Source organism: Kitasatospora sp. NPDC002227 (assembly GCF_040296285.1).
In the GTDB taxonomy this organism is placed as follows: Bacteria; Actinomycetota; Actinomycetes; order Streptomycetales; family Streptomycetaceae; genus Kitasatospora.
The window spans coordinates 174,586-197,220 of the sequence record NZ_JBEOWY010000009.1 but is presented as its reverse complement, the minus strand read 5'-3'; the positions used below and the strand labels follow the sequence as shown (position 1 = coordinate 197,220).

The window sequence follows — 22,635 nt, the reverse complement described above, 5'->3', positions numbered from 1 at the left end:
GCGGGGGCAGCAGGGGCGGGGTCAGACCAGTTCGGGCTCCCGCTCGGGCACGGCCGGCGCCGGGGCGGGCGGCGCGGAGGCGCGGCGGCCCCACTCGGTGCCGGCCAGCACCAGCACCCCGCCGAACAGGGCGAGGATGCTCAGCCGGTCGCCGCCGAGCGCGGTGCCGAAGAGGGCGGCCCAGAGCGGCTCGGTGCCGAGCAGCAGGCTGACCCGCGAGGGCGAGGTGGCCCGGACGGCCCACATCTGCACCAGGAAGGCGAACAGCGTGCAGAGCAGGGCGAGGTAGAGCAGTCCGGCCCATTCGGCAGCGCCGTAGGAGCGGGCCACGGCCAGCGGCGAGGCGCCGACGAACGGCGAGACCAGTGCGAACACCACCGCAGCGGTGCCGAGTTGGAGCCAGGTGAGGCTGAGCGCGTCGGTACCCTTGATCCACTTCGCCCGGGACATCGCGAGCACGTGCACCGTCCGGATCAGCGCCGAGCCGAGGATCAGCAGGTCACCGGACTTGGGCGCCTGGAAGCCGCCGCCGGTGAGCAGCGCGACGCCGACCACGGACATGAACGCCGCGCCGAGGAAGGCCTTCGGCAGCGCGGTGCGCCGCACGGCGCTCTCGGCGAGCGGGGTGAAGACCATGGTGAGACTGACGATCAGCCCGGCGTTGGTGGCCGAGGTGTGGATCGCGCCGTAGGTCTCCATCAGGAAGATCGCGGCCAGGATCAGGCCGAGCGAGGCGCCGCCGGCCCACTCCCGCCAGCGCAGCGTACGCAGCCCGCGCCAGGCGAACAGGGCCAGCAACGGCACCGATATGCCGAAGCGCAGCACCAGCGTGCCGATGGCCGTCTCCTGGGTGGCGACCTGCTTGAGGACCAGGAAGCTGGAGCCCCAGACCACCGCGACGGCGAGCAGGGGGAGGTCTCGGGTGGTCTGACTACGCATCAGTGCCCTCCGGGCGTGAATGCGGGAAGCGCCCGTACGCCTTTGGACGGTGCTCACCGGCGGGTGTGCGGCCGGACTGTGCGGCGAACACAGGGGTTGCGTGGCAATTCTTCCCCCGTCACCGCCAGTGATCAACTGGATTGATCAGGCTATGTCAAGTCGCGTACGCCCTGCCCGGAATGTCACAGGGTTGCGCTCCAGCCCCACGGGGCACAGGTGACTGGTCATGACAATCCGCCCCACTCGCCGCAGAGGATCTGCCAAGTGAAGCTCAAGCACTGGGCGTTGCTGCTCGCCACCACCACGCTGCCGCTGGCCACCTCGGTCGGGACGGCCGCCGCCGCCCCCGCCACCACGGCGCCGGCCACCGCGAGCTGCACGTACACCCCGGCGGTGCCCGCCGACAACTTCAAGGGCATCCCGGTCTTCGACGCCAAGAAGGCGGCCAAGCCCTACCACGCGACGCTCGCGACCAGCCAGGGCTCGATCACCTTCCAGGCGCTCACCGACAAGGCCCCGTGCACGACCTTCTCATTCCGCTTCCTGGCCGAGCACGACTACTTCAACCGCACCCACTGCCACCGCCTCACCACCCAGCGGATATACGTGCTGCAGTGCGGCGACCCGACCGGCACCGGCAGCGGCGGCCCGGGCTACTCCTTCCCCGACGAGAACCTCACCGGCGCGACCTACCCCGCCGGGACGGTGGCGATGGCCAACGCCGGCCCGAACACCAACGGCAGCCAGTTCTTCTTCGTCTGGAAGGACACCAAGCTCTCCCCCGCCTACACCCCGTTCGGCAAGGTCACGGCCGGCCTGGACGTGCTGCAGAAGATCGCCGCCGGCGGCGAGGACGACCAGAACAACCCCGGCGACGGCTTCCCGAACCTCAAGGTGGACATCAAGCGGGTGGCCATCAAGCGCTAGGGATCCACCAGGCGCGCGCCGTCCATCAGCATGCCCGCCCGCTTCACCGTCCGCAGCACCGGCACGACCTCCAGCTGCCGGACGGTGGAGAGGGCGCCGATGTGGCTGGTCAGGTACTCGTACAGTGCGTCGTCGTCCCGGCAGACCACCACCGCGAGGAGGTTGGCCGGGCCGGTGATCGCGGCGGCGAACGGCACCTCCCGGTGACTGCTCAACGCCGCACCGGCGGCGGCCAGTTCGGACGGCGCCACGGTCGCGAGCAGCACCGCCTGGGTGCGGTAGCCGAAGTGCTGCGGGTCGATCTCCACATCGAAGTAGAGCGCCCCCTCGGCCCGCAGCTGCTCCAGCCTGCGCCGCACCGTCGACTCGGACAGCCCGGTGGCACGGGCGAGTTCGGCATGGCCCGTCCGCCCGTCCCGCCCGAGCTCGGCGAGCAGGGCCAGCTCGGCCCCGTCCAGCCGCACCTTGGGCCCACCGTGGTCGACCGGCCGCCGCAGCGCGGCGATCTGGTCCGGCCGCAGCACGTCGAGCCCGGACCACAGGCCCGGACCGCCCATGAAGATCCGCAGCACGGTGTGCGCCGAGATGCCCGTCACCCGCCGGGTGCCCGGCAGCTTCTGCAGCAGCAGGCTGTCCCGGTCCTGCCGGGTACGGGCCTTGGCGATGCAATGGATCTCCGTACCACCGGAGTTGAGCGTCACCCAGGAGATGTCCGGCCGCCGGGCCAGTCCGTCGGCCACCGTGAGAGCCGCGTCCGGGGTGCACTGCACCCGCAGCCAGGACTGGTACAGGCCGACCTTCTCGCCCAGCGGCAGGCCGACCACCCGCAGCAGGCCCTCGGTGCGCAGCCGCCGGTAGCGGCGGATCACCGTCTGGTCGGAGACCTCCAGCACCTCGGCGATCCGGCTGAACGCGGCCCGGCCGTCCACCATCAGCGCCTGCACCACGGCCTTGTCGAGCTCGTCGAGCTCCGCCACCTCGTCCATGCTTTCCATCATCACACCCCTCTCCCCTGTCGGATTCCGCCATCACAGGGGCTCTGGATGGGCCACGACCGGCAGCGGGTGAGACCTTCGGAGCCGCCCGGGGCAGCGGTTGCCCCGGCCCGCGACCGAGGAGAGGCCGATGCGCAAGTGGCTGCCGCTGACCGCGGTGTGCCTGGGGGCGTTCATGCTGCTGGTGGACGTCACCATCGTGACCGTCGCCCTGCCCGACATGGCGACCAGCCTGCACACCACCTTCGCCGACCTGCAGTGGGTGCTTGACATCTACGCCCTCGCGCTCGCCGCCCTGCTGCTCGGCGCGGGCTCGCTCGCCGACCGGATCGGGCGCCGCAAGGTCTACCTGGCCGGCCTGGTCGTCTTCGCCGCCGCCTCGCTGGCTTGCGGACTGGCCACCGGCCCGGCCCAGTTGATCGCCTTCCGCGGCCTCCAGGGCATCGGCGGCGCTGCGATGTTCGCCACCACCATGGCCCTGCTCAGCCACGCCTACCAGGGCCGGGACCGGGGCATCGCCTTCGGCGTCTGGGGCTCGGTGAACGGCGCGGCCGCCGCGGCCGGGCCGGTGCTCGGCGGGCTGCTCACCGAACACCTCGACTGGCGCTGGATCTTCTACGTCAACCTGCCGGTCAGCGTGGCCGCCATCGCGCTGACCCTCAAGGTGGTGCGCGAGTCCCGCAACCCGCACGGCACCGGGGTGGACCTGCCCGGCCTGCTCACCTTCACCCTCGCCGCCGGTTCGGTCACCTACGCGCTGATCCGGGTCGGCGACAACGGCTGGGGCTCGACCACCACGCTCGGGCTCTTCGCCCTCGCCGCGCTCTCGCTGCTGGCCTTCATCCTCATAGAGGCGCGCAGCAAGCGGCCGATGCTCGACCTCGCGCTGTTCCGCAACCCCGCCTTCGTCGGGATCATGGCCGGCGGCCTGCTGCTCTCCGTCGCCGCCTTCTCCTACTTCGTCTACGTCTCCCTCTGGCTGCAGTCGGTCCGGGGCATGGGCCCGGTGACGGCCGGCCTCGCCATGCTGCCGATGAGCGTGACGGCCTTCGTGGTCGCCGGTGTCGCGGGCAAGAAGCTGCACGACGCACCCGCCCGCTGGACGGTCGGCGGCGGCCTGGTGCTGATCGGGCTGGGCGCCCTGCTGCTCACCCTGATCGGCGCCGACTCCACCTGGACGGTCCTCGTCCCAGGCCTCGCCGTGACCGGCGCCGGGGTCGGACTCGCCACCCCCGCGATGGCGGCGGCCGCCATGGCAGCCGTCCCGCCGGAGCGGGCCGGCATGGCCGGCGGCGCCCTCAACACCGCCCGCCAGCTGGGCAACGCCCTGGGCATCGCCGTCCTCGGCGCCGTCTTCCAGGCCGGCCTGAGCCACTCCCTCCCCTCGGGCATCCCGGCCCGCCTGCTGACCGGCGGCCAGGCCGGCGCCCTGATCAGCCGTACGCCCGAGGCGGCCCCTGCCGTGCACACCGCCTTCGCCTCCGGCCTGCGGGACGCCTTCCTGCTCTCGGGCCTCCTCGGCCTGCTCGGCGCAGCCGCCGTCCTCACCTTGGTCCGCCGCCCCACTCCGGCACACCTCGTCCCCACGACCCCGGAGCCGGTCCGCGCGGGCTGAGCTCGTGAACGCGCGCACAAAGGCCCCGCCGTAGCCACGGCGGGGCCTTTCGCAGAGCCGGCTCAGGCGTTCGGCGCGACCTTCGCCAGGCCGTTGATGATGCGGTCCATCGCGTCGCCGCCGGTGGGGTCGGTGAGGTTGGCGAGGAGCTTGAGGACGAACTTCATCAGCATCGGGTGGGTGAGGCCGCGCTGGGTGGCGAGCTGCATGATCTTGGGGTTGCCGATCAGCTTCACGAAGCCGCGGCCGAGGGTGTAGTAGCCGCCGTAGACGTCCTTGAGGGCGGCGGGGTAGGCGTGCAGGGCCTTCTCCCGGCCGCCGGGGGTGACGCGGGCGTGGGCCTGGGAGATGACCCGGGCGGCGATCTGGCCGGACTCCATCGCGTAGGCGATGCCCTCGCCGTTGAAGGGGTTGACCATGCCGCCGGCGTCGCCGACCAGGAGCAGGCCCCGGGTGTAGTGCGGCTGCCGGTTGAAGGCCATCGGCAGCGCGGCGCCGCGGATCGGGTCGGTCATGTTCTCGGGGGTGTAGCCCCACTCGGCCGGCATGCTCGCGCACCAGGCCTTGAGCACCTCGCGCCAGTCCAGCTCGCCGAAGGCGGGCGAGGAGTCCAGGATGCCCAGGCCCACGTTGGAGGTGCCGTCGCCCATGCCGAAGACCCAGCCGTAGCCCGGCAGCAGCTTGCGCTGCCCGCCCCGGGTGTCCCACAGCTCCAGCCAGGACTCCAGGTAGTCGTCGTCGTGCCGCGGCGAGGTGAAGTACGTCCGGTAGGCGACGCCCATCGGGCGGTCCTCCCGGCGGTGCAGGCCCATGGCGAGCGAGAGCCTGGTCGAGTTGCCGTCGGCGGCGACCACCAGCGGGGCCTTGAAGACCACCGGGCGCTTGTCCTCGCCCAGCTTGGCGGTGACACCGGTGATCCGGCCGGTCCGGTCGTCGAGCACCGGCCCGGAGACGTTGCACTTCTCGTACAGCCGTGCGCCGGCCTTCTGCGCCTGCCGGGCGAGCACCTCGTCGAAGTCGGCCCGCTTGCGGACCAGCCCGTAGTCCGGGAAGGAGGCCAGCTCCGGCCAGTCCAGCTCGAGCCGGACGCCGCCGCCGATGATCCGCAGGCCCTTGTTGTGCAGCCAGCCGGCCTCGGTCGAGACGTCGATGCCCATGTCCACCAGCTGCTTGGTGGCGCGCGGTGTCAGGCCGTCGCCGCAGACCTTCTCCCGGGGGAACTCGGTCTTCTCCAGCAGCAGCACGTCGAGACCGGCCTGCGCCAGGTAGTACGCGGTGGTCGAGCCCGCCGGGCCCGCACCCACCACGATGACGTCCGCGCTGCTCTCCACGGTCTCGTTGGTCTCGCCGGCCGGCTCGACGGTGGTCTGGGACACGGTGGGCACACTCCTGCTGGGGTGGGAATTTGGGCTGACGGTAACTCAGGCAGCGGGCTTGGTGCCCCGGTGCAGCGCGACGATGCCGCCGGTGAGGTTGCGCCAGGCGACCTTGCCCCAGCCCGCCTCCTGCAGCTTCGCGGCCAGCGCCGGCTGGTCGGGCCAGGCCCGGATCGACTCGGCGAGGTAGACGTACGCGTCCGGGTTGCTGCTCACGGCGGTGGCGACCGGCGGGAGGGCCCGCATCAGGTACTCGGTGTAGACCGTCCGGAACGGCGTCCAGGTGGGGGTGGAGAACTCGCAGATGACCACCCGGCCGCCGGGCTTGGTGACCCGGTACAGCTCGCGCAGGGCGGCGTCGGTGTCCTGGACGTTGCGCAGCGCGAAGGAGATCGTGGTGCGGTCGAAGGAGTCGTCCGCGAAGGGCAGCCGGGTGGCGTCGCCCGCGGTGAGCGCCAGCTCGGGGTGGCGCTGCTTGCCCTCGGTGAGCATCCCGATCGAGAAGTCGCACGGCACGACCTGTGCCCCGGCCGCCGCGAACGGCAGCGAGGAGGTGCCCGTCCCGGCCCCCAGGTCGAGCACCAGCTGCCCGGGCCCGGCGTCCACCGCATCCGCCACCGCCCGGCGCCAGGCCCGCGCCTGACCGAGGGAGAGCACATCGTTCGTACGGTCGTACTTCGCCGCGACGTCGTCGAACATCGCGGCGACTTCGTGCGGCTGCTTGTCCAGAGAGGCTCGGGTCACCCGGCCATCCTATGCACTGGCCTCCGGCGCTCAGTTGCACCACCTGTTTGGGGGCGCGAGGAACTGCGCGAGGCGGTGGGCAGCATGCCGCACACGGCTGGTCGCGCGGTTCCTCGCGCCCCTGCGGGTGCTGCCCCCCGACGGTGCAACAGCACGTCTCAGCGCAGGGCGCGGCGCCGCCTGCGGCGGCGGGAGCGCTTGCCGTGGGTCAGGGCCGGCATGCCCTCCGTGGCGAAGGCGATGGTGACGCGGGGGCGCCCGGCGCGGGGCGTGCTGCGGTTGTGGCGCCAGATCCGGTAGGCGCAGCCGAGGAAGAGGAGCAGGGCCACCGGCACGCTGATCCGCGCCAGGCTGATGCCCACCGGCTGCGGGTACCGCTCGCCGCACACCCGCACGGCACCGGCGTCTCTGGCCGCGTGCTCCAGGCAGATCGAGTCCCCGACCTTCACGTCCCCCGGCAGCCAGAGGTCCGCCGCCGTCCGCTGCTGCCCATCGGCCCGGTAGCTCACGGCGCTGTACGTCGCGCTGCCGGCCGGCAGCTGCGTCACGGTGCCCTGGACCCGGACGGGGTTGGCGGCGATCCGGTCCGCCTGGTCGGCCTGGCGCCAGCCGAGCAGGCACATGCCGACCGCGACCGCGGCACTGAGCACGGCGGCGAGGTACCAGCCTCGGCCGAGGCTCGGGCCGCGCGGACGGAGAGCGGGTCGCATGGTTCCTGTCCTGGCATGGGCCTGGGGAGGGCCCGGTGGTGAGGTGACCACCCGCCCGGGGGACGGCCCCACGGCTGGATGGCTGATCCGGATCGTAACCGTTGGCGGTGCCTCAGGTCACGGCGAGCATCCATCAGTTTGTATGACCAATACAGATGCTGGCCGCTCTTCAGCAGGAAACCCGCCGACTGTCAGCCATTTGCCTGTGGACCCCGGCCCGATGATCGGACCACGCCGCCCGAAGCTTTCACAGCCTCACCTTGAGAGCTTCACCGTCGCCGGTAGAGGATGCGCCCGCCCAGCACGGTGGCCAGACAGCTCCCGGCCCCCGCCTCGCCCAGCTCGGCCACCGACCCGACCGCGAACACCGCGAAGTCCGCCCGCCCGCCGACCGTCAGCGGCCGGTGCACCGCCGCCGCCAGTCCGGCCCCGGCCAGCGGGTCCAAGCCGCCCCGCTCCCCGGCGCCGCCGAAGGAGACCAGCCCCGACCGCGCCACGGCGGTCCGTACGGCAGCAGAGGTGAACGGCCCGGCCACCGCCGTCGTCCCGTACCCGAGCATCCGCTGCAGCCCGCGCCGCGCGCTGCCCCCGCGCCGGGTCTCGTCCAGCTCGCCGTCGAGCAGCAGCGGCTCCTCGCCCAGCTCCTCCCGCGGGTCCGGGTGGTAGGCGGTCTCCAACAGCCACTGCCCGTACGGGTTGCACAGCCCCGGCGTGAGCAGCCCGCCCCAGACCCGCTCGCGCGCCCCGGCGACCGGCGCGTACGGCCCGAGGGCGACCACCCGGTCGCCCTCGACCAGTACGGCACCGTCCGCCACCGGCTCGCCCGAAGGGTCGGCGAGCAGCAGGCCGGCCCGATGCAGGGTGAGCATCAGGTGGTGGAGAGGATCTTCAGCTCGGGGTGCGCGGTGCCGCCCTCGATCGCGGTGGAGGCGATGTGCGAGGCGACCCGCGGGTCGACCGGGTCGTTCGCCGGGTCGTCCAGGACCCGCAGGTGCTCGTAGGTGGTCGAGCGCTGCGCGGGGACGCGGTCGGCGGCCCGGATCAGGTGGATCAGCTCGGTCAGGTTGGAGCGGTGCTTGGCACCGGCCGCCGAGACCACGTTCTCCTCGAGCATGACCGAGCCGAGGTCGTCGGCGCCGTAGTGCAGCGAGAGCTGGCCGGCCTCCTTGCCCGTGGTGAGCCAGGAGCCCTGGATGTGGGCGATGTTGTCGAGGAAGAGCCGCGAGATCGCGATCATCCGCAGGTACTCGAAGACGGTGGCCTGGGTCGAGCCCTTCAGGTGGTTGTTCTGCGGCTGGTAGGTGTAGGGGATGAAGGCGCGGAAGCCGCCGGTGCGGTCCTGCACGTCGCGGATCATCCGCAGGTGCTCGATCCGCTCGGCGTTGGTCTCGCCGGTGCCCATCAGCATGGTGGAGGTGGACTCGACGCCCAGGCCGTGGGCGGCCTCCATGATCTCCAGCCAGCGCTCGCCCGACTCCTTGAGCGGCGCGATCGCCTTGCGGGGGCGCTCGGGCAGCAGCTCGGCGCCGGCGCCCGCGAAGGAGTCCAGGCCCGCCTTGTGGATGCGGGTGATGGCCTCCTCGACCGAGACCTTGGAGATCCGGGCCATGTGGTCGACCTCGGAGGCCCCGAGCGAGTGGATCACCAGCTGCGGGAAGTCCTTCTTGATCGCCGAGAAGGCGGTCTCGTAGTACTCCACGCCGTAGTCCGGGTGGTGCCCGCCCTGGAACATGATCTGGGTGCCGCCCAGCTCCACCGTCTCGGCGCAGCGGCGCAGGATCTCGTCCAGATCGCGCGACCAGCCCTTGTCGCTCTTGGGGGCGACGTAGAAGGCGCAGAACTTGCAGGCCGTCACGCAGACGTTGGTGTAGTTGATGTTCCGCTCGATGATGTACGTCGCGATGTGCTCGGTACCGGCGTAGCGGCGGCGGCGCACGGCGTCGGCGGCGGAGCCCAGTGCGTGCAGCGGCGCGGAGCGGTAGAGCTCCAGCGCCTCCTCCGGGGTGATCCGGCCACCGGCGGCGGCCCGGTCCAGGACGGCCTGCAGGTCAACGGCGGAAGGGTGCTCGGACACCGGGCGGGCCTTCTTTCTGTCCAAGATCAAGCGGATTGCGACGCCCGCCCAGCCTACGCCAGGCCCTCCCGCCGCCTTTTCAGCCCCTCAGCCCGCGACCGGCGCGCCCTCGAGCAGCGTCACCCGGACGTCCGGGGCGAAGCCGCTGTCGGCGCCGACCCGGCGGGCGAACTCGGCGATCCCGGCCAGCTGGCGCTCGCCCAGCGAGAAGTCCAGCGCCTCGCTGAAGTACTTCTCGAGCAGCGGGGCGTCGAAGCACTCCCAGCGGGCCGCGTGCTCGGCCACCTCGGCGGCCTCGGCCAGCGAGAGGTCGCGGGACTCGAGGAAGGCCCGGTGCACGGCCGCGACCAGCTCGGGGTGGGCGTCCACGTACTCCCGGCGGGCGGCCCAGACGGCGAAGACGAACGGCAGCCCGGTCCACTCCTTCCACATCGCGCCGAGGTCGTGCACGGTCAGGCCGTCCAGCCGGTCCTGCTCGAGGGTGGCGCGCAGGGCGGGGTCACCGATCAGCACGGCGGCGTCGGCGTCGGCGAGCATCGCCTCGAGGTCCGGCGGGGCGCTGAAGTACTCGGGCTTGACCCCCTCGCGCTCCTCCAGGAGCAACTGCGCGAGGCGCACGGACGTACGGCTAGTGGACCCCAGTGCGACCTTCCGGCCGTCGAGTTCGGCCAGCGGCAGCTTGCTGACGATCACGCAGGACATCACCGGGCCGTCGCTGCCGACCGCGATGTCCGGCAGCACCACCAGCTCGTCGGCGTGCCGCAGGTACTCCACGCAGGTGATCGGCCCGAGGTCGAGCCGGCCGTCGACCAGCTGGTCGCTCAGCTTCTCGGGGGTGTCCTTGGTCAGGTCCAGGTCCAGCAGGTTGCCCGTCCTGCCCAGGCCCCAGTAGAGCGGGACGCAGTTGAGGAACTGAATATGTCCGACCCTGGGCCTGATCGCCACCGAGCTACCCGCATCCCGACCGGTCACCACGTACTCCCTACATACCCGCTGTTCGTACCCTCCCCGCAGGGTATGCCCGAGGCCCCCGAGGCCCTTCATCCGGGACTCGACACACTCGCGCCGCGCCTTCTCAGACCCCTGGTCGGCCCCGCCCTCGCGTGCTACCGTTCCATCCAGTTGCAGTTTGATTCCCCTTGCAGTACTTGAAGCCTGCGGAGCATGTAACCGCGGGCTTTTCGTAGTTTTTCAGCATTATCGAAAAACTCCGGACCCACTCCGGAGGCGGGGCGATCAGCGCAGCGGACCGGATGCCACACGGTGTGGTGTCCAATACGTCCCTCGCAAGGAGAACGGCATGGCTCAGGGAACCGTCAAGTGGTTCAACGCTGAGAAGGGCTTCGGCTTCATCGCCCAGGATGGCGGCGGCCCCGACGTCTTCGTCCACTACTCCGCCATCAACGCGAGCGGTTTCCGTTCGCTGGAGGAGAACCAGCAGGTGAACTTCGACGTCACCCAGGGCCCGAAGGGCCCGCAGGCCGAGAACGTCACCCCCATCTGATTCATCTCCTCTGATGATCTGATCGCTCAGGACCCCGACTGGGTCCGCCGACGGCCGTCCGGGGCCGTCACCAGAGCATGACGAGAAACACCAAGGGGGCCCGCCGGTCCGGATCGGACCTGGCGGGCCCCCTGCCTCGTACTACGACCACTCCGCCGAGAGCAGCGTCTGCACCTCCGCCCGGATCGCCGCCTCGTTCGCCTCGAACTCCGCGCCCGTCAGCTGCGCCGGATCGGCCGGCAACCCGGTGAGCACCGGCGTGTGCAGGTGCCCGCCCGGCAGGTCGGGCCGCAGCTCGAGCCGCAACCGGTTGCTGCGGTAGGCGACTTCGTTCGACAGGTACCCGCCGCCCCCGCCCTCGACGGCCCGCGAGCCCGGCGTCGGCCCGTTCTCCCGGTCCACCGTCGCGCCGCCGCCCGCCGGGATCTCGGAGACGGTCGTGTTCAGCAGCACCGGCCAGGGCGTCTGCACCGCCGCCGTCATCGCGGCCGTCGGCAGCGAGGTCTCGATGAACTCCGCCCCCGGCCCCATCCCCGGCGCCACCACCGGGCTCTGGTACGTGCCGCCGGACAGCGCACCCTCGTTGTCGGGGTACGGATCGGCCGAGCGCGCCCGCCCGGCCCAGGCCTCCAGGGTGAACTTGCCCGGGTAGCCCTGGCTGATCGTGGTGATCCGGTCGGCCGACCGCGGCCCGGGCGCCATCCGCCGCCCGAACGCCCGCTCCACCATGCCCCGGTCGAAGTCCGCGTACCGCACCGGCAGCACCACGGCCCGGATCTCCACCCGCTCCCCGTCCGCCAGCGTCACCCGCCGCCCGTTCAAGCTCAGCGCCACCGACCCCGAGGGGTTGGCCCGCCGCAGCTCGGCATCGAGGCCGAACGGGTCGAACCCGCTGATGAACAGCCGCCGCACCCCCGGCGTACCCCGGAAGTCGTTGTCGGTGAGCCCTCGCGAGGCGTCCTCGAAGTCCTGCCGCAGCCCGGCCGCGTCCACCGCGAACTCCGGCTGCCAGCCGTCCAGTTGCCGGTCCAGCGCGAGCCGGGCCCAGTACAGCGGCCGGTCGTCCCCCGCCGCCAGGGAGCCACCGCCCGGCCCCTGCGCCCGCCGGACGGCCGACTGCCACAGCGCCGACCCCCAGACCCGCACCAACTCCCGCGCCTCCCCGGCGGAGCGCATACCGCACAGCGCGGCCGGGAAGCGTTCGACGAACGGCGTCAGCCCACCCGCCGCGATCAGCAGACCCGTCCGGGGGTCGGCCAGCCGCTGCTGCTCGACGTCGACCACCGGCGACCGGACGGACAGACAGTCGCCACCCTGTGCGCGGGCGGCGGAGACCGGGAGCACCAGACTCGCCAGGAGGGACACACCGACGAGCGACCAAGCCCGAGAAGACTTCATGACGTGGACATTACATGATTGACGCATGCTCAACACCGTTTCGGTGATGCCCAGTTGTGTTCGACCGCCCTCCGACGGCGGCCCGCTGTCACAACCGGATGCTCCCGAACGTCATAGCCATGACGGACCGAGACGCGAGGATGTGCACGTGACCGAGAACGACCGGCTGGCCGAGCGCTTCCAGGCCCACCGCCCGCAGCTGCGAGCGGTGGCCTACCGGATGCTGGGCTCGCTCGCCGAGGCCGAGGACGCCGTCCAGGAGACGTGGCTGCGGCTCAGCCGCACCGACGTCACCGAGGTGGCCAACCTCGCGGGCTGGCTGACCACCGTGGTCGGCCGGATCTGCCTCGACCTGCTGCGCTCCCGCACCTCCCGCCGCGAGGACCTGCTCGGAGTGCACGTACCCGACCCGATCCTGGACCGGGTCGACGGGCCCGAGCACGACGCCCTGCTGGCCGACGAGCTCGGCCTGGCGCTGATGGTGGTGCTCGACTCGCTCTCCCCCGCCGAGCGGCTCGCCTTCGTACTGCACGACATGTTCGCCGTGCCGTTCGACGAGATCGCCGCCGTGGTCGACAAGTCCCCGGCCGCCACCCGCCAGCTCGCCACCCGCGCCCGCCGCCGGGTCCGCTCCGCCGCCCCGCCCAGGCCGGACCTCGGACGGCAGCGGGCCGCCGTCGACGCCTTCCAGACCGCCGCCCGCGAGGGCGACTTCGACGCCCTGCTGGCCGTCCTCGACCCGGACGTCCTGCTGCGCGCCGACTACGGCGCACTCGCCCTCGGCACCAACCGCGAACTGCGCGGCGCCCACGCCGTCGCCTCGAACGCCCTCATGTTCGCCCGGTTCGCCGCGGCCTCCCGCCCCGTCCTGGTCAACGGCACCCTCGGCATCGCCGCCGCCCCCGAGGGCCGCCTCTTCTCCGTCCTCGCCTTCACCGTCACCGGCGACCGGATCACCCAGATCGACATCCTCGCCGACCCGGCCCGCCTGGCCCGCCTGGACACCGCGTTCCTGGCGGACAGGCCCTAACCCCGGCGGTCCTTCAACCCGTCCAGTGAGCCGACGTACTTGAGCATCAGCCGGGCGAACTCCAGCTGGTCCCGCTCGGCCCAGTCGGCGGTGATGTACTCGAAGGCCTCGCGCTGGTGGCGGCGGAACCGCGCCATCAGCTCGACGCCGTCCGGGCTGAGGTGCAGGACGGTGCGGCGGCCGTCCTGCTGGGAGGCGGCCCGGAGCAGGTAGCCGGCCTTGATGTTGTCGGTGACCATCCGGCTCGCCACCGAGGGGTCGACCCCGAGCAGCTCGGCGACCGCGCCGACGGTGACCTCCTTCTCGGAGTCCCGGGTGTGCTCCTGGACCAGGCCGAGCACCAGGGTGCGGCTCAGGTCCTTGGCCGAGATCGGGTTCTCGACCTCCAGCAGCGAGGTGCGGCGCAGCTTGCCGAACGCCGGGCCGACCGCGTCGAGCAGCTCCTCCGCCGTCAGCTCACCCGGCGCCCCGGCCGGGGCTGGTGCGGGCGCGTCGTTCGTCGTCATGCGGCTCATGGTAGGTCCATGGACATCCGAAGGCATGTGTTGACTCACAATTATATGCATGTCAGCATGCATATGTCCTTGCTTCGGCAGACATCGACTTCCCGGGGGTTCCCATGACCGTTCTCATCACCGGCGCGCGCGGCAGGATCGGCCAGGCCGTCATCACTCGCCTGCACAGCCTCGGCCTCGCGGTCCGCGCCGCCAGCGCCCGCCCGGCCGAACTCACCGTCCCGGACGGGCATGTCGTCGGCACCGCCGAACTGGCCCTGGACCGGCCGGAGACCTTCGCCGCCGCCCTGCACGGCGTACGCCAGGTCTTCCTCTACCCCAACCCCGCCGGCATCGCCGCCTTCACCGAAGCCGCCCGGGCCGCCGGTGTCGGGCACGTCGTCCTGCTCTCCTCCTCCTCGGTGCTTGCGCCCGGCGCCGAGACCGACCCGCTCGCCTCGCACAGCCTCCAGGTCGAGCGCGCGCTCGCCGCCTCCGGACTGCCCAGCACCTTCCTGCGGGCGGACGCCTTCACCAGCAACGCCCTCGGCTGGGCCCGCGCCATCGGCCAGGGCCACCCCGTCCAACTCGCCTACCCCGACGCCCAGGTAGCGGCCGTCCACCCCGAGGACATCGCCGACATCGCCACCGAGGCGCTGACCGGCACCACCCTCCGGGGCAGCGCCGTCACCCTCACCGGCGGGCACTCCCTCACCTTCCGCGAGCAACTCGCCGTCCTGGCCGAGGTGCTGGACCGCGACATCACCGTCGAGACGATCACCCACGCGGAGGCCGAGCAGCAGCTGGGCCGCTTCATGCCCGCCCCGATGGTCGCCTCACTGCTGGCCCTGTGGGCCGCCGCCTGCGCCGGCCCGGCCCCGATCGCCGACACCACCCGCACCCTGCTCGGCCGGCCCGAGCGCACCTTCCGCCAGTGGGCCACCGAGAACGCCGCCGCATTCGCCACCCCCTGAACCCCGCCGGAAATCCGCCGCACCGGTGATCATCCGCGCGGTACGGTCCTGCCATGCAGCCAACCTCGCCCTTCTCCCCCGAGCGCGTCACCCCGGACGACCTCGATCTCGCCGTCCGGCTCACCCTCACCGCTCTCCGGGCCGCGCCACCGGAGGCCTGGGAGGGGCAGGCCGGGTCGCTGGAGTGGAGTTGCTGGGAGACGGTCGAGCACCTGAGCGACGGCTTCCTCGGCTACGCGGCCCAACTCGGCCCGAAGCAACCGCCGCAGGACGGCTACGTCCCCTTCGCGTGGTCCCAGGTGCGGGCCGGCGCCCCCGCCAACGCGATCCGGGCCGACCGCTCGGCCGGCCCCGCCGGGCTGCTCCAGGTCTTCGAGGCCTGCGGCGCCATCCTGGGCGCGATGGTGCGGACGGCCCCGCCCACCACCCTGGCCTTCCACTCGTACGGCAGCTCCGACCCCGAGGGCTTCACCGCCATGGCCGTGGTCGAGGCGCTGGCCCACACCCACGATCTCGCCGAAGGCCTCGGCCTGCCCTGGGATCCCCCCGCCGGGCTCTGCACCCGGGTGCTCCACCGCCTCTTCCCGGACGCCCCCACCGGCCACGCCCCCTGGCTCACCCTCCGCTGGGCCACCGGCCGCGCGGAGCTGCCGGGCCACCCCCGCCGCACCGAATGGCAGTGGCACGGCGCCCCGCTCCCTCGCTAGCCACAGGTGCCGACGCAGGCCTCGTTCCCCTCCGGATCGGCCAACACCCAGTAGCCGGGCGCGTGTTCGTCCGTCACCAGCCGCCCGCCGACGGCCAGGGCGGCGGCGATCCGCGCCTCGGCCTGGTCGTACGGCAGCCAGACGTCCACGTGCACCCGGTTCCGCTGCGGGCGCGGCTCGTCCATCTGCTGGAAGTAGAACGGCGCACCCCGCCGCCGCGGATCGATCAAGTCCTCCGGGCTGCCGGCCCGGAGCTCGTACCCGAGCAGCGCCCGCCAGAACGGCAGCACCCCGTCACCCAGCGCGTCCAGCGTGACCTGCACCCCCTGCACCGCCGCCGGATCGGCCCGCAGGCCCAACTTCTCCGCCAACGCCGAGATCTCCCGGGCCAGTTCGAGATGCGCCTCGGTCAGCCCGTAGTACTCCTCGGTGACGGTGACCAGCCGCACCGTCACCCCGTCCGGCCTGAGGTCCACATCCGGCGCGGGCCCGCTCAACTGTGCGACCTCCTGCACGAATCGGGCCCCTTCCGCGAACGACCCGGTCCGGAAGTACGCGCACCCGCCCTCCCCGAGCACCCGCCACCCGGCCGCCGCCATGGCCTCATGGAACGCCTTCGGCCTGATCCGCACCACATCCCCCTCGCTGTTGATCATCCGCGCAGCGTACCGCCCGCCCCCGACACTGGTAACGTGACGATCTTCGCCCGGCGACGGCCGGCGGAGCCCCGAAGGCGAACACCCATGCCCCACCGCGCCGAACCGTCGGCCGCCACCGCGGCACCAAACTCGCCGTCTTCACCCCCAAACTGGGCGCCCCGGCCGCCGCCATGCTGGTCGAGGCGGCGGCCACCCGGGGAGTCCGCACCCTCCTCGGCCTCGGCTACCACCCCGGCCGCCACACCCGCACCGACGGCCCCACCATCACCACCGCCGCCATCCACCTCGCCCTCGACGTCCTCCACTACACCGGCACCGACGCCTGACCTCACCCGCCCCCGGGGGAGCACCCCCCGGCCTGGCTTGGCTCGGCGACAGCGGGGACAGCCCGTAGTGTTGAGCTGCCCGTGTGCCAGCCGATGAGCCGACGGACGGCATGGCGTCTGGCCCGGGCCGCCCTCAGCGGAGGCATTCGGCCAAGCGCAGCCGGCTCTCGTCGAGCGCCTGGGCCACGGTCCCGCGCTCGTCCCCGTCCGTCGGATCCAGCAGTTCGCCCGCGGCCACCATCGCTGTCCAGAACTCTGTCGGCCGCCCACGGCCCTGACGCGGGCCGAACCGGGCGAGCGTGCCGAAGGCGAGGGCCAGTTCACCCGTGACGAACCGTCGGGAGAGGCTGATGGCGTGGCCGCTGCCCAGGCCTCCCATTGCGGCCCGTGCGGCCCGCAGGTGTTCCGCGATGACCAGTTCTCGCTCGTCGAGCCGCTTGGGGACGTCGAACGCGCCATGGATCTCGAGCAGCCTGCCGTAATCCTCCTCCTCGCCAGGGCGGAATTCGTCCTGCCACCGCTCCAGTTCCGCGCCGAGCCGGTTCCGCAGGTCCGCTTCCGGGATCCCACGCGCCAGCCCCACGGCCAGTGCCGCATCCGACCACCGCCGCGCCCGCACAGCGAGTTCGCCGCACACCACCGCCGGCTCCGCCCCCGCCCGCAACCTGTCCCGGGCCGTAGTGACCATGGCCACGCCGATCGACACGCCGCCACCTCCTGGCTCCCTCATGCGCCGGGCGGAAGTGCAAAGGGATCCTCGGGCAGGAAGCAGCCGTAATCCTTGAGGGGCATCGGGTCGTCGAGCACGATCCGCATGATCTCGCCCGCTGCAGAGAGCCCGTCCTGGCGCGGAAGAACCTGCGGTTCGAGCAAGGAGGCGGCAAGCCCGCCGTGACGCTCCAACAAGGTGAACACGGCGTCGTGGACATCGCGGACTTCTTCAGCGACAGCCTCCTCGTCGGCGTCCGGATTCAGCTCCCGACAAGCCTGGCGCGCCGCAGCCAGGAACAACTCCGGATCGGCGATCACCACGTCCTGCCGAGTCCGCACACTGACTCTCATGCCTCGCGTCGGCACCGTCGTCTCGTCCACCGCAGCAAGCTACCCGGCCTGACATATACCCGCCCCGCCGCCCTCGACCCGACCGGAGCCGCCCCCGGAAGGTCGGGTCGGGCCTCTGCCGCTCCTCCTAGCGTTGGCCCCACGGCAGTTCCTGGCCTTCACCGACTTCGATCGAAAGCAGCAGCATGCAGAACGTCTTGACCTCGGATCAGATCGACCGATTCGTCTCCGATGGATTCGTCCGCCTCGAGGAGGCCTTCCCCCGCACCCTGGCCGACGAATGCCGGGCGTTCCTGTGGCGCGAGACCGGCCTCGACCCGGACGATCCCGCCGGCTGGACCCAGCCGGTCGTCAGGCTGTGGGGGTACGCGCAGGAGCCGTTCCAGCGCGCCGCGACCACCGAGCGCCTGCACGGCGCCTTCGACCAACTGGTCGGCCCGGGCCGCTGGTTGCCCCGCATCGGCCTGGGTACGTTCCCCATCCGCTTTCCGCATCCCGACGACCCCGGCGACACCGGGTGGCACATGGATGCCAGTTACACGCCGGAGGGGGAGACCGGGTACTGGCTCAACCTCCGCTCCCGTGAGCGGTCGCTGCTGATGCTGTTCCTGTTCTCGGACGTCGACGCCGACCACGGGCCGACTCGGATCAAGGTCGGCTCGCACCTGGACGTTCCGGCCTTCCTCGAGCCGCTGGGCGAGCGCGGCGTCGACGGCATGGAGCTCTGTCGGACCATGGACACCGCGGGCAGGCTCGATGCCCCCGACCGCCCGCTGGCGCTCGCCACCGGGCGGGCCGGGGACGTCTACCTCTGCCACCCGTTCCTGATCCACGCCGCCCAGCCCAACCGCGGCACCCGGCCGAGGTTCCTCGCCCAGCCCCCGCTGATGTCGGCCGCCCCACTCGACCTCGACCGCGCCGACGGCGCATACACCCCGGTCGAGCGCGCGGTACGCCTCGGCCTGAGCCGCCCCGGCGCTCCGACAGCGGGGTAACGGGCACCTGGTGTCGCCCACAGGCATGACGGCAACGGCAAGAAGCCGGGCTCTCCCCCGGCTCGGCCGTAGCGTGCTCGGCCAAGACCGCTCCCCCACGCGCGCGATAGCGTGCCGCCATGGACGAATCTCGGATCAAGGTGCAGGGCACGGACCACGAAGTCATGATCACGGCCAATGCCGCCGGGCTCCGCAAGCTCGCCGAGAGGCTGATCGGGCTGGCAGATGCCGATGTCCACGACGGCTACCACGAGCACCTTGAGGTTGACCTCAGACTGGTCGCCGGTTCGACAAGCCTCATCCTTGAGCGGAACGAGACGGTCTGAACCGAAGGCTGCGGCATGCGCAGACAGTCGCGTGCCCCTGGCCGGAGGTCGGCACACTCTCAGGCCGCCGGGACGCCGTCAGGGCCTGGCCGTGGGCACAAAGCCGCCGTGGGCGCCGCCGCCGGTGAGGATCGAGGGCCAGTCGAGCTCGGCGAGGTTCTCGGGGAGGCTGGGCAGGGAGACGACGACCGCGCCGCCGGTCCGCTCCACCGCGCTGCTCCAGTCGGCCAGCGACGCGAGCGCGGTGGCAGGGTCGGATTCGGAGGTGCCGAGCGCGGGGATGAGGCAGCCGGCGTCACCAGGGCCGTCCACAACGCACATGGTGGCCATCGCAGCTACGGACCACCCAGGACAGAGCGGCATCTCCCCGTCCGGGGCATGCAACAGCGGAAGCGACTCGTGGACGGGGGCGCCGTCGAGCAGGAGCAGCGGGGTCCCGGCCAGGACGAAGTGGGCTTTCTCGCGGGGCAGGAGCATGGGCGCCACTGTTTCACGGCCGTCCCCGCCGCTCCGCCCCGGCCCGGAATGGACCAAGGCCATCACCCTCGACGGGGTCGAGATCAGCAGATGCCGACCTTGAGCGCGCCGCACCGCTGTCCTGATGAGCAAGCAAGCCGGTCCCTCCCCCAACAACGGAGAGGGCCCGGCTTGTTCGTCATGGGTCAGGCCGCGACGGCGACCTTCTCAGCGACAACCGCTGCGTCCTCCGAGAGGAGGTCGCCCGTCGGGTTGTTGTAGGCCACCAGGTCGAGGGTCTTCTCGCGGGCCGCGACGATGATCGGCACGACCGCCTGACCAGCCACGTTCGTCGCGGTGCGAACCATGTCGAGGATCGGGTCGATGGCGAGGAGGAGGCCGACGCCCTCGAGGGGGAGGCCGAGGGTGGAGAGGGTGAGGGTGAGCATCACGATGGCGCCGGTGAGGCCCGCCGTGGCGGCCGAGCCGATGACGGAGACGAAGGCGATCAGCAGGTAGTCACCGATGCCCAGGTGGATGCCGTAGACCTGGGCGACGAAGATCGCGGCCAGCGAGGGGTAGATCGCGGCGCAGCCGTCCATCTTGGTGGTGGCGCCGAACGGGACGGCGAACGAGGCGTACTCGCGCGGGACGCCCAGCCGCTCGGTGACCCGGCGGGTGACGGGCAGGGTGCCGACCGAGGAGCGGGAGACGAAGGCCAGCTGGATGGCGGGCCAGGCGCCGCGGAAGAAGTTGACCGGGTTGAGCCCGCCCGCGAAGCGCAGCAGCAGCGAGTAGACGACGAAGAGCACGAGCGCGCAGCCGGCGTACACGTCGATGGTCAGGGTCGCGAAGGGCTTGAGCAGGTCCCAGCCGTACTTGGCGACGGACTTGCCGATCAGGCCGAGGGTGCCGAGCGGGGCGAGGCGGATGACCCACCACAGCGCGATCTGGGTGAGTTCCAGGACGGATTCGCTCAGCTTCAGCACCGGCGCTGCCTTCTCGCCGAGCTTCAGGACAGCCGCACCCGTGACGATCGCCAGGAAGACGATCTGCAGCACGTTCACCTCGACGAAGGAGGTGGCGATGTTGGTCGGGATGATGCCGGTGAGGAAGTCGACCCAGGAGCCGGCGTCCTCGGGTGCCTTGAGGCCGGTGGTCGAGAGCCCCGCGCCGGAGCCCGGGTCGGTGAGCAGGCCGAGGCCGAGGCCGATGGAGACGGCGATCAGCGAGGTGATCAGGAACCAGAGCAGGGTGCGGACGGCCAGTCGGGCGGCGTTGGTGACGTTCCGCAGGTTGGCGACGGAGACCACGATCGCGGTGAAGACCAGGGGCGGGACGGCCAGCTTGAGCAGCTGGACGAAGGTCTTGCCGATGGTCTCCAGGGTGGTGGTCAGCCAGGAGATGTCCTGGCTGCGGGCCAGGAAGCCGAGCGCGACGCCGAGGACGAGGCCGCCGACGATCTGGGCCCAGAACGGGGTTCTCCGGACAGCACTGAGGACAGGAGGTGTGGACATGCTGGTGCGACTCCGGGGGAGGAAAGCGAGCAAGGGGGCCGGAAACGGCGGTACGACGGCAGACGAGGACACCCGGAAGGCAGGGCGTCAGGCGCGACGTACCGCCCGCATACAGCTGCGACACACGCAGGCCACAGCGCCCGCAGCACCCCGAGGACACGCGGCGGCGCGGGCGGCGGGCACGAAGCCCGGCCCCTGCTGCGAAGGCGTGTCGGTGGCGGTCATGACGGACACACTAGCAACAAAGCTTTGAGAAGTTCAAAGTTCTAGTTTGAGATGAGCAGCGAACAGGGCCGCCGCGCCGAGCGACGCGGCGGCCACGAACCACCCGCCTACCGCTTCAGATACGCCTCCGCCATCGCCTTGGCGGTCGGTGCGGCCATGCCGCCGCCGCTCACCAGGTCGCGGTTGGAGGAGCCGTCGAGCACCACCACGGCCGTGGCGATCCGGTGCCCGGACGAGTCCTCCGCGTAGGAGGTGAACCAGGCGTACGGGATGCCGCTGTTGTTGACGCCGTTCTGCGCGGTGCCGGTCTTGCCGCCGACGGTCAGCCCCGGCACGGCGGCCGACCTGCCGGTGCCGTCGGTGACCACGGAGACCATCGCCGAGCGCAGCTGCGCGGCGGTCCGGTCGCTCATCACCCGGCCGCCCAGCTGCCCGGGCTTGAACTCCTGCACGGTCCTGCCCGAGCGGTCGGTGAGCTTGTCGACCATCGAGGGCTTCATCAGCACCCCGCCGCCCGCGATGGCCGCGGAGACCATCGCCATCTGCAGCGGGGTCGCGGTCACCGAGAACTGGCCGATGCCGGTCAGGGCCACCTGGGAGTTCTCCATCCCGGACGGGTAGACGCTCTGCGCGGCCCGCACCGGCACGTCCAGCTGCGACAGCCCGAAGCCGAACTTCTCGGCCTGCGCCTTCATCCTCGCCTCGCCGAGATCGGCGGCCAGCTTGGCGAAGACGTTGTTGCAGGAGTACTCCAGCGCGGTGCGCAGCGTGGCGTTGGTGCAGGGCGCGCTGGGGTTCTCGTTGGTGAGCACCGTCCGGGTGCCGGGCAGGGTGTACGGGTCGGGGCTGTCGGTGGGCTGGTCGACGTCGCGGTAGAGGCCGTTCTCCAACGCGGCCGCGAGAGTGACCAGCTTGAAGGTGGAGCCCGGTGCGTAGGTGGAGCGCAGCGCACTGTTGATCATCGCGGCGCCGTTGTCGGCGCTCAGGTCCTTCCAGGCGGCGGCATCGGAGGCGGAGCGGCCGGCGATCCGGTTGGGGTCCCAGGAGGGGGTGGAGACCAGGGCGAGGATGTGGCCGGTGGCCGGGTCGATGGCCACGGCCGCGCCCTGCTTGCCACCGAGGGCCTTCCAGGCGGCCTGCTGGACGGCCGGGTCGATGGTCGTGACCACGTCGCCGCCGGCCGGGCGGGAGCGGGAGATCGCGTCGAAGGGCGAGGCGAGCCGCGGGTCGGAGCCGTCGAGCAGCGGGCCGAAGAGGTTCTCCAGTTGGGTGGAGCCATAGGCTTGGGAGCTGTAGCCGGTGACGGGGGCGTAGCGGGGGCCGTCGGTGTAGCTGTGCTGGTAGGCGAGGGAGCCGCCGGTGGCCTTGGAGCCGGTGACGGGCTGCCCGCCGACCAGGATGTTGCCCAGTGGGGCCGAGTAGCGGTCGATGGTCAGGCGGGCGTTGGCCGGGTTCTTGTCGAGCGAGTCGGCCTTGGCCACGGCTATCCAGGTGACGCGCACCATGAGCGCGAGCACCAGCAGCAGACAGAAGAGCGAGGCACGGCGGATCGAGCGGCCCATGCCGAAGCCGCGGTTCGGGG

At 71.8% G+C, this 22,635-nt stretch carries 25 protein-coding genes; 9 read left to right on the top strand and 16 right to left on the bottom strand.

Features of this window, described 5'->3' with window-relative positions; translation table 11 throughout:
• Positions 1–21 precede the first annotated feature (21 nt).
• Entirely contained in the window at positions 22–939 is a 918-nt protein-coding gene (locus ABT095_RS11400) for a DMT family transporter (RefSeq protein WP_350529102.1), read from the bottom strand.
• 264 nt (positions 940–1,203) lie between these two features.
• Between ABT095_RS11400 and ABT095_RS11395 the strand changes: the two genes are divergently transcribed.
• Positions 1,204–1,866 carry a peptidylprolyl isomerase gene (locus tag ABT095_RS11395; RefSeq protein ID WP_350529101.1) on the top strand — a complete coding sequence of 221 codons (663 nt, stop codon included), beginning with the start codon at positions 1,204–1,206 and terminating at the stop codon, positions 1,864–1,866.
• Here the strand turns inward: ABT095_RS11395 and ABT095_RS11390 are convergent.
• Positions 1,863–2,852: an Lrp/AsnC family transcriptional regulator gene (locus ABT095_RS11390; protein WP_350529100.1), complete on the bottom strand. Its 990-nt coding sequence runs from the start codon at positions 2,850–2,852 to the stop codon at positions 1,863–1,865. The genes ABT095_RS11395 and ABT095_RS11390 overlap by 4 nt on opposite strands.
• 139 nt (positions 2,853–2,991) lie before the next feature.
• Between ABT095_RS11390 and ABT095_RS11385 the strand changes: the two genes are divergently transcribed.
• Positions 2,992–4,476 carry an MFS transporter gene (locus ABT095_RS11385; RefSeq protein WP_350529099.1) on the top strand — a complete coding sequence of 495 codons (1,485 nt, stop codon included), beginning with the start codon at positions 2,992–2,994 and terminating at the stop codon, positions 4,474–4,476.
• 62 nt (positions 4,477–4,538) lie between these two features.
• Here the strand turns inward: ABT095_RS11385 and ABT095_RS11380 are convergent, their stop codons facing one another.
• The 6 genes from ABT095_RS11380 to ABT095_RS11355 all read right to left on the bottom strand — a co-directional run bounded on the left by ABT095_RS11380 (position 4,539) and on the right by ABT095_RS11355 (position 10,352).
• Positions 4,539–5,852 (bottom strand): geranylgeranyl reductase family protein, encoded by a 1,314-nt coding sequence (locus ABT095_RS11380; RefSeq protein ID WP_502884855.1) that lies wholly within the window; start codon positions 5,850–5,852, stop codon positions 4,539–4,541.
• A 45-nt stretch (positions 5,853–5,897) separates the two neighbouring features.
• Complete coding sequence (locus tag ABT095_RS11375) at positions 5,898–6,596, bottom strand: demethylmenaquinone methyltransferase (RefSeq protein WP_350529098.1); 699 nt, start codon at positions 6,594–6,596, stop codon at positions 5,898–5,900.
• Positions 6,597–6,754: 158 nt separating this feature from the next.
• Positions 6,755–7,306, bottom strand: coding sequence for a hypothetical protein (locus ABT095_RS11370; RefSeq protein ID WP_350529097.1), 552 nt, complete (start codon positions 7,304–7,306; stop codon positions 6,755–6,757).
• Between the two features lie 269 nt (positions 7,307–7,575).
• A complete protein-coding gene (locus ABT095_RS11365) occupies positions 7,576–8,175 on the bottom strand; it encodes a hypothetical protein (protein WP_350529096.1) in 600 nt (199 codons plus the stop codon).
• Positions 8,175–9,380 carry a cyclic dehypoxanthinyl futalosine synthase gene (mqnC, locus tag ABT095_RS11360; RefSeq protein ID WP_350529095.1) on the bottom strand — a complete coding sequence of 402 codons (1,206 nt, stop codon included), beginning with the start codon at positions 9,378–9,380 and terminating at the stop codon, positions 8,175–8,177. The genes ABT095_RS11365 and mqnC overlap by 1 nt, the downstream gene beginning before the upstream one ends.
• 87 nt (positions 9,381–9,467) lie before the next feature.
• Entirely contained in the window at positions 9,468–10,352 is an 885-nt protein-coding gene (locus tag ABT095_RS11355; RefSeq protein WP_350529094.1) for a menaquinone biosynthetic enzyme MqnA/MqnD family protein, read from the bottom strand.
• A 328-nt stretch (positions 10,353–10,680) separates the two neighbouring features.
• Between ABT095_RS11355 and ABT095_RS11350 the strand changes: the two genes are divergently transcribed.
• Positions 10,681–10,884 carry a cold-shock protein gene (locus tag ABT095_RS11350; protein WP_104817891.1) on the top strand — a complete coding sequence of 68 codons (204 nt, stop codon included), beginning with the start codon at positions 10,681–10,683 and terminating at the stop codon, positions 10,882–10,884.
• A 141-nt stretch (positions 10,885–11,025) separates the two neighbouring features.
• On the opposite strand, the gene ABT095_RS11345 is transcribed toward ABT095_RS11350, so the two are convergent.
• Positions 11,026–12,282 carry a pyroglutamyl-peptidase I gene (locus ABT095_RS11345; protein WP_350529093.1) on the bottom strand — a complete coding sequence of 419 codons (1,257 nt, stop codon included), beginning with the start codon at positions 12,280–12,282 and terminating at the stop codon, positions 11,026–11,028.
• Between the two features lie 148 nt (positions 12,283–12,430).
• On the opposite strand from ABT095_RS11345, the gene sigJ reads away from it, so the two are divergent.
• On the top strand, positions 12,431–13,312 hold the full coding sequence (gene sigJ, locus ABT095_RS11340; protein WP_350529092.1) for an RNA polymerase sigma factor SigJ: 882 nt from the start codon (positions 12,431–12,433) through the stop codon (positions 13,310–13,312).
• Here the strand turns inward: sigJ and ABT095_RS11335 are convergent.
• On the bottom strand, positions 13,309–13,818 hold the full coding sequence (locus tag ABT095_RS11335; protein WP_350529091.1) for a MarR family winged helix-turn-helix transcriptional regulator: 510 nt from the start codon (positions 13,816–13,818) through the stop codon (positions 13,309–13,311). The two genes, sigJ and ABT095_RS11335, sit on opposite strands and share 4 nt — an antisense overlap.
• Positions 13,819–13,931: 113 nt before the next feature.
• Here ABT095_RS11335 and ABT095_RS11330 point away from each other — a divergent pair, with 113 nt between their 5' ends.
• Together ABT095_RS11330 and ABT095_RS11325 are read left to right on the top strand one after the other, a co-directional pair.
• Positions 13,932–14,780 carry an SDR family oxidoreductase gene (locus tag ABT095_RS11330; RefSeq protein WP_350529090.1) on the top strand — a complete coding sequence of 283 codons (849 nt, stop codon included), beginning with the start codon at positions 13,932–13,934 and terminating at the stop codon, positions 14,778–14,780.
• 53 nt (positions 14,781–14,833) lie between these two features.
• On the top strand, positions 14,834–15,487 hold the full coding sequence (locus ABT095_RS11325; RefSeq protein ID WP_350529089.1) for a maleylpyruvate isomerase mycothiol-dependent enzyme family protein: 654 nt from the start codon (positions 14,834–14,836) through the stop codon (positions 15,485–15,487).
• On the opposite strand, the gene ABT095_RS11320 is transcribed toward ABT095_RS11325, so the two are convergent.
• A complete protein-coding gene (locus ABT095_RS11320) occupies positions 15,484–16,143 on the bottom strand; it encodes a 4a-hydroxytetrahydrobiopterin dehydratase (protein WP_350529088.1) in 660 nt (219 codons plus the stop codon). The genes ABT095_RS11325 and ABT095_RS11320 overlap by 4 nt on opposite strands.
• Positions 16,144–16,316: 173 nt before the next feature.
• Here ABT095_RS11320 and ABT095_RS11315 point away from each other — a divergent pair, with 173 nt between their 5' ends.
• Positions 16,317–16,472, top strand: a complete 156-nt coding sequence (locus ABT095_RS11315) for a hypothetical protein (protein WP_350529087.1) — start codon at positions 16,317–16,319, stop codon at positions 16,470–16,472.
• A gap of 133 nt (positions 16,473–16,605) precedes the next feature.
• Here ABT095_RS11315 and ABT095_RS11310 read toward each other — a convergent pair whose 3' ends face one another.
• Together ABT095_RS11310 and ABT095_RS11305 are read right to left on the bottom strand one after the other, a co-directional pair.
• A complete protein-coding gene (locus ABT095_RS11310) occupies positions 16,606–17,178 on the bottom strand; it encodes a hypothetical protein (RefSeq protein WP_350529086.1) in 573 nt (190 codons plus the stop codon).
• A 20-nt stretch (positions 17,179–17,198) separates the two neighbouring features.
• Complete coding sequence (locus ABT095_RS11305; RefSeq protein WP_350529085.1) at positions 17,199–17,564, bottom strand: hypothetical protein; 366 nt, start codon at positions 17,562–17,564, stop codon at positions 17,199–17,201.
• A gap of 155 nt (positions 17,565–17,719) precedes the next feature.
• Between ABT095_RS11305 and ABT095_RS11300 the strand changes: the two genes are divergently transcribed.
• Together ABT095_RS11300 and ABT095_RS11295 are read left to right on the top strand one after the other, a co-directional pair.
• Positions 17,720–18,529 carry a phytanoyl-CoA dioxygenase family protein gene (locus ABT095_RS11300; protein ID WP_350529084.1) on the top strand — a complete coding sequence of 270 codons (810 nt, stop codon included), beginning with the start codon at positions 17,720–17,722 and terminating at the stop codon, positions 18,527–18,529.
• Between the two features lie 119 nt (positions 18,530–18,648).
• Entirely contained in the window at positions 18,649–18,855 is a 207-nt protein-coding gene (locus tag ABT095_RS11295; protein ID WP_350529083.1) for an Imm32 family immunity protein, read from the top strand.
• A gap of 78 nt (positions 18,856–18,933) precedes the next feature.
• On the opposite strand, the gene ABT095_RS11290 is transcribed toward ABT095_RS11295, so the two are convergent.
• The 3 genes from ABT095_RS11290 to ABT095_RS11280 all read right to left on the bottom strand — a co-directional run bounded on the left by ABT095_RS11290 (position 18,934) and on the right by ABT095_RS11280 (position 22,615).
• Positions 18,934–19,332, bottom strand: coding sequence for a hypothetical protein (locus ABT095_RS11290; RefSeq protein WP_350529082.1), 399 nt, complete (start codon positions 19,330–19,332; stop codon positions 18,934–18,936).
• A 185-nt stretch (positions 19,333–19,517) separates the two neighbouring features.
• A complete protein-coding gene (locus ABT095_RS11285; RefSeq protein WP_350529081.1) occupies positions 19,518–20,828 on the bottom strand; it encodes a dicarboxylate/amino acid:cation symporter in 1,311 nt (436 codons plus the stop codon).
• A gap of 332 nt (positions 20,829–21,160) precedes the next feature.
• A complete protein-coding gene (locus tag ABT095_RS11280) occupies positions 21,161–22,615 on the bottom strand; it encodes a peptidoglycan D,D-transpeptidase FtsI family protein (protein WP_350529131.1) in 1,455 nt (484 codons plus the stop codon).
• Positions 22,616–22,635: the final 20 nt, after the last annotated feature.